A 5,380-nucleotide genomic window follows, 5' to 3' on the forward strand; every position below is an offset into this window, starting at 1 on the left:
GGACCCGCCCGTGACTGCCGGCCGCTATTTGCCGTATCGGCGTTCCCGGCGCGCATAGGAGCGCAAGGAACGGAGAAAGTCGACCCGCCGGAATTCGGGCCAGTACACATCGACGAAGTGAATCTCCGCGTAGGCCGACTGCCACAGCAGGAACCCGGAGAGCCGCTGCTCACCCGAGGTGCGGATCACGAAGTCCGCCTGGTCCCGCCCGGTGTCGGAATACAGATTCGACGAAATGTGCTCGATATCGAAATTGGCGATCAGTTCCTCGGGGGCACCGCCCTTCGCACGGTGCGCCTCGAACGCGGCTTTCACGGCGTCCACGATCTCGCGACGCCCGCCGTAGCCGACCGCCACATCGACCTTGAGGCCACCCCGGCCCACGGTCTTGGCCGCCGCCTCCTTGAGCGCGCCCGCGGCGTCGGCGGGCAGCAGGTCGAGCGAGCCGATGACCTGCACTTCCCACGGCAGCCCCGGCAGTGACACGTCCCGGACGGTCTCCGTGATGATCTGCAACAGGGGTTCGAGCTGGTCGGCGGGCCGGCCGAGGTTGTCGTCGGACAGCATGAAAAGGGTGACGTGCTGAATTCTGGACTGGACACACCAGCCGAGAAACTCGGCGACCTTCGCGCCACCGCGCCGGTAGCCCTCCTGGACATTGGCGTGACCGGCCTCACGTGCCCACCGCCGGTTCCCGTCCAGCATGATCCCGACGTGCTCCGGGCGCGGCAGGCCCTCAAGGGTGCTGGCCAGACGGCGCTCGTACACCGCTTCCAGCGGCCGACGAACCACCTTGGGCAGCAGCCTCATCGACTTCCTCCAACCATCGCGTGAACCCAGGCTGCCGACCCTAGCAGTGAACCGCCCAACACCCGTGATCACCTTGAAGATCAAGGAGTACGGGCGGAATGCCGACAGGATTCGGTGGCACCCACCCGGAGATCGCGAAGCCGCACCGGTCAGGCCGGAAGCTGTGCCCCCACGGTAGCCCGGTTTTCCAGGGCCCGGTCGAGGAGCTGCCGCGTACGGCCGGCGGCGGCGCGGTACTCATCGGCGCTGAGCGGACGGCCGATCGCCGGTGTCTCCCCCCGGGAGATGACCAGCTGGACCGCGTCCCGCGACTGCGCCACCGAGTGCAGCGTCCCCGGGTGACAGGCGTAGATGTTCTCCGGCGTGAACTGCCGTACGTACCAGGGGGTGTCCGTGTCCACATCGCCGCTGTGCCGGTACGCCTCCAGTTCCATCGTGCCGCCCAGGGTCAGCACCACGGACTTCTCGGCCGGATCACGCGGCACCGACTCGCCCTCGCCCGCGATCCGCAGATGGACCGAATAGCCCTGTTCCGGGTCCGAGGCGAGCGAGAGATAGGTGAGCCCGCTGCCGGTGGCCGACGCGGGAGCGTGCGCGTCCGGGTCCGAATCGCCCAGCAGCGCCAGGGTACGGGTCAGGGTGGGCTCCAGCCAGTCCTCGTTGAAGATCTCGGGGTCCACCGGCACGTCGTAGGGCGACGGCGACTGAGCCAGCAGTTGCACGACGGGCTGGATGAAGAAGTCAGGCAGTGACACCTGATGGCCTCCTGTCGGAAATGATGCCGCGCCGGACCAGGTCCTCCCGGATGGCGGCGAACTCATCGAGGGTGATCGGCTCCGAGCCCTGGTGGGTCTTCTCGCCCGGGGTGGGTGCCTCGTAGCCGTTGAGCAGGTGGAGCATGTCGCCTGCCGCGTGCCAGCGGTCCTGGCGCTTGGGGCCCCGGAAGAAGAGGGTGACCGTGCCCGGCAGCACGATGGTCTGGTGCACCAGTGAGTTCTGGAAGGTGTAGGTCGTTCCCGGCCCCTCCAGGCTGACGATGCCCGGGGTGATGTCCGCCGAGGTGAACTCGCCCGCCTGTTCGGCGTCGGTCCGCCGGTTCCAGACATGGAGGTAGCCGCCGGACAGGACATGGACGCTGAACGGGTACTTGTGGTCGTGCGGCACCAGGTCCCGGTCACGGCCGGTGAAGAAGTGCAGGCGGAGCTGGCAGCGGCGCTCCGGGTCCTCGTAGAGGGAGAGCCGGTGCAGCAGCGGGTGCCGCTCGGAGCGGGCGAGCCGCAGCGGGTCGGTCTCGATGCCCCGTACGATCTCCGACAGCAGCTCGCGGTCGGCCGCCAGCCGGCCCAGCAGATTCCGGGCCTGCCGGCTCGCTCGGCGCGGATTGTCCCAGTCGACCTCCGAGCACGCCGCGGGCAGGTCGAACGCCTCCGCCTCGTGCGCCTCCATCGTCATCACTCCCCTTCACTCATCTGCCGAACCTGCGGTTCCTGCGCGCGTACTCCGTGAGCGCCGCCACCAGATGTCCGCGGGCGAACTCGGGCGCGGGGACCGCGGCGAAGTGGAATTCCGCGTAGGCGGCCTGCCAGGGCAGAAAGCCCGCCAGGTGCTGGCGGCCCGAGGTCCTGATGACCAGATCGAGCGGTGGCAGCGCGCCGGTGACCAGGTGCGCGCCCAGCCGTTCGGGGTCAAGACCCGAGATCGTGTCGGCCAGGCTCCGGCCCTCGCCGTGCGCGGCGGTGAGGATCGAGCGCACCGCGTCGCGGATCTCGTGGCGGCCCTCGTAGCCGAGCAGCAGATTCACGGTGAACCCGCGGCCCGCCGTGGCGGCCCGCCCGGCGTGGGCCCGTAGCTTCGTGGCGAGTCCGGCGGGCAGCCGGGCCGCGTCGCCTATGTGGTTCAGCACCGTCGCGGGGGTGCCCGGCCGGCCGCGCCGAAGCCCTTCGAGCACCTGGCCCCAGACCGCCTCCAGCTGTACGTCGGCCAGGGGTGCCGCCAGCGGTACATGCAGGGTGACCTCGGCTACCCCCTCCGCCCGGCACCACTCGACGACGTCCAGCTGTTTGACACAGCTGCGCCGGTACGCCTCGGACAGGGGCTCCCCGTCCGTACGGGCGCGGTCGGCGCCGCCGTCCAGGATCACCCCGACGTGATGCGGCTTCATGCCGTCAGCCCCGGCCGGGGTAACGCGTCGATCAGCCCGCCCACGATGAGCTGGGCGCGCATGGAGCGGTACTCCTCCATGGTGACCGGGCGCTGGCCGTTGGCGTGTTTGGGCTTGCCCGCCTCGGACGGCGGCGGCCAGTTGTCCGCCTGCGGCAGCATGTCCAGGGCCGCGTGGGACCGCTGTTTGACCCGTGGCCCGCGCATGAACAGGGTGACGGTGCCCGGCAGCATGATGGTCTGATGGATCAGCGGGTGGCCGAAGGTGTAGCAGGTGCCGGGGCGCTCGATGGAGACGATCCCGGGCCGGATGTCGTCGCCGGTGAACTCCCCTTCGCCGCGGTCCGCGCGCCGCCGCCACACATGTACGTACGCGCCCTGGAGCACAAACGCGGTGAAGGTGTACTTGTGGTCGTGCGGGACGAGTTCGCGCGAGCCCGGGGACATATGGAGCCGGATCTGGAAGCCGCGCGCGTCGTCCTGGTAGAGGATCAGCCGGTTGATCAGCGGGTGGATCTCGCTCTCGGACATCCGGCGGTCGTCGTGCTCGATCTCGTGGACCAGCCGGGTCAGCAGCTCCCGGTCCCCTGCCAGCCTGGTCAGTACGAAGCGGGCCCGGTGGTGTCCGGCGCGCAGATTCGTCCAGTCCAGTGCCGGGAGGTGGTCGATCCAGTGCGGTTCCACGTCGATGGCGAGTTGATCTCTCATGGGTCCTGCCTTTCCCGGCTGTCTGAGCCGTCCATGGCGGCGAGGATCTGGTCGACGGCCGCGCTCAGGCCGCTTTCCCGGTCCGTGGGCGGCAGGTCCACCCGCAGACAGTTCCACTGGGTGCCGAGTGCGTCGAAGATCTTCTGGCTGCGGCTCTGGAGCTCGATGTACGAGTCGCGCCCAATGGCCCGGCCGACCGGACCGTAGTGCTCCATTCCGCCCACCCGGCCGTGCTGGGCCACCCGCCGCTCGTAGCCCACCTCGGGATCCACCTGGACCAGCACCGGCAGGGACACCGCCGGATCGGGCCGCAGCGCGGTCATCCCGGCCTGGAGGACCGCGTCCGCGCTGTCGTCCGGCCGGTGCCCGGAGTCCGACAGGGCGACCGCGAGCAGATACAGCTTCACCACCATCTTGATGCCGTGGGTGTCCTCGATGACGACCTTCCCCGCACGTACGGCGGGTGCCACCACGGCCTCCCGGAACGCCAGATGACCGGCGATCTCACAGAGCATGGACGCGATGAGGGCGTTCGGGTCGTTCCCGGTGATCGCCGCGCGGTCCAGGAGCCGCTCGAAGCCGGAGGACATCACCGGCCCGGCCGGTGGCGGGAAGTGGTCTCCCAGCGTGCCCCCGCCGTCGAGGCCGGCGAAGCCGTACAGGGTCCGCAGCGAGCCCTCGTACAGTGTCGCCACGGTGTCGCCCGCGAAATCCCGGGGACGCGTCCGCAGATACTGCCGCCGTGAGAGCAGGGCCGTCGGCACCCCGCGCCCGGTCAGCCGCCGCTCCAGCTCGGCGGCGAGTGTGGACTTTCCGGCGCCGTCGATGCCGATGAGGCCGATGGCACAGCCCTGGGAGCCCGGCTGCGGGACGGGCGCGGACGCGTCTTCCGCCGTCCCCGCCGTCGCTGGCATGCCCGCCATCCCCGGCATGCCCTCTGTACTCTCCATGGCCTCTGTACCCTCCATGGCCCGCGTGCCTGCTGTATCTTCTGTGGCTTCCATGCCCGATCACCCCACCGCTACGGGCAGCAGCCCGGAGGGCGACCGCCGGAAGTGGGCGAGCGCGCCGTCGAGCGCCGCCCGGTCGAAGTCCGGCCAGCAGACAGGGGTGAACCAGTACTCCGTATACATGCCGGACCACAGCATGAAGCCCGAGCTGCGGTGTTCGCCGGACGTCCGGATGATCAGCCCAGGCTCCGGTACGCCGGTGCCGATCACCTCCGAGATCGCGGCGACGCTCAGCCGCTCGGCCGCTTCCGACACCGAGCCGCCCTCGGACTCGTACCGTTTCAGCAGGCTCCGGCACGCCTCGACGATCTCTTCCCGGCCGCCGTAGCAGACGGCGAGGTTGACCTGGAGGCCGTCGGCCCCGGCGGTGTCGGCCACCGCGCGGTCGAGGGCGGCCAGCAGCGGCTGCCGGACGGCGCCCCGGACCCCGAGGTGCCGGATGCGCCAGCCGCCGTGCTCCGTCAGTCCGTCGACGGTGTCGGCGATGATGCCGACGAGCGCGTCGACCTCGGCCGGGTCGCGCCGCAGATTGTCGGTGGAGAGCATCCAGAGCGTCACCACTTCCACGCCGAGGCTCTCGCACCACCGCAGGACCTCCGGGATCCGGGCGAACCCGGCCCGGTGGCCGTCGGCGACCGACAGGCCCCGGGCCCTGGCCCAGCGCCGGTTGCCGTCCAGGATCAGGCCCAGAT

At 70.2% G+C, this 5,380-nt stretch carries 7 protein-coding genes; all 7 read right to left on the reverse strand.

Translation table 11 applies throughout. From position 1 onward, the window contains the following. Nucleotides 1-24 precede the first annotated feature (24 nt). Complete coding sequence (locus ACWF94_RS32310) at nucleotides 25-810, reverse strand: isoprenyl transferase (protein WP_453496630.1); 786 nt, start codon at nucleotides 808-810, stop codon at nucleotides 25-27. A 149-nt stretch (nucleotides 811-959) separates the two neighbouring features. Next, the gene (locus tag ACWF94_RS32315; RefSeq protein WP_453496633.1) at nucleotides 960-1,565 is read right to left on the reverse strand and encodes a hypothetical protein; all 606 of its coding nucleotides are present in this window, start codon (nucleotides 1,563-1,565) and stop codon (nucleotides 960-962) included. Continuing rightward, the gene (locus ACWF94_RS32320) at nucleotides 1,552-2,256 is read right to left on the reverse strand and encodes a hypothetical protein (RefSeq protein WP_453496636.1); all 705 of its coding nucleotides are present in this window, start codon (nucleotides 2,254-2,256) and stop codon (nucleotides 1,552-1,554) included. Before ACWF94_RS32320 ends, ACWF94_RS32315 begins: the two co-directional genes overlap by 14 nt. Nucleotides 2,257-2,275: 19 nt before the next feature. Next, entirely contained in the window at nucleotides 2,276-2,971 is a 696-nt protein-coding gene (locus ACWF94_RS32325; RefSeq protein ID WP_453496639.1) for an undecaprenyl diphosphate synthase family protein, read from the reverse strand. Further along, nucleotides 2,968-3,678 carry a hypothetical protein gene (locus ACWF94_RS32330; protein ID WP_453496642.1) on the reverse strand — a complete coding sequence of 237 codons (711 nt, stop codon included), beginning with the start codon at nucleotides 3,676-3,678 and terminating at the stop codon, nucleotides 2,968-2,970. The genes ACWF94_RS32325 and ACWF94_RS32330 overlap by 4 nt, the downstream gene beginning before the upstream one ends. Continuing rightward, a complete protein-coding gene (locus tag ACWF94_RS32335) occupies nucleotides 3,675-4,628 on the reverse strand; it encodes a hypothetical protein (RefSeq protein WP_453496645.1) in 954 nt (317 codons plus the stop codon). Before ACWF94_RS32335 ends, ACWF94_RS32330 begins: the two co-directional genes overlap by 4 nt. 60 nt (nucleotides 4,629-4,688) lie before the next feature. Next, the coding region (gene uppS, locus ACWF94_RS32340; protein ID WP_453496648.1) for a polyprenyl diphosphate synthase at nucleotides 4,689-5,380 on the reverse strand (692 nt) is incomplete at its 5' end.

The sequence above is a fragment of the Streptomyces sp. NPDC055078 genome, from assembly GCF_053607985.1.

Bases quoted from the DNA above. Each gene is read 5' to 3' on its own strand.
- ACWF94_RS32310 (WP_453496630.1), bottom strand. From the start codon at position 810: ATGAGGCTGCTGCCCAAGGTGGTTCGTCGGCCGCTGGAAGCGGTGTAC.
- ACWF94_RS32320 (WP_453496636.1), bottom strand. From the start codon at position 2,256: ATGGAGGCGCACGAGGCGGAGGCGTTCGACCTGCCCGCGGCGTGCTCG.
- ACWF94_RS32325 (WP_453496639.1), bottom strand. From the start codon at position 2,971: ATGAAGCCGCATCACGTCGGGGTGATCCTGGACGGCGGCGCCGACCGC.
- ACWF94_RS32330 (WP_453496642.1), bottom strand. From the start codon at position 3,678: ATGAGAGATCAACTCGCCATCGACGTGGAACCGCACTGGATCGACCAC.
- ACWF94_RS32335 (WP_453496645.1), bottom strand. From the start codon at position 4,628: ATGGAGAGTACAGAGGGCATGCCGGGGATGGCGGGCATGCCAGCGACG.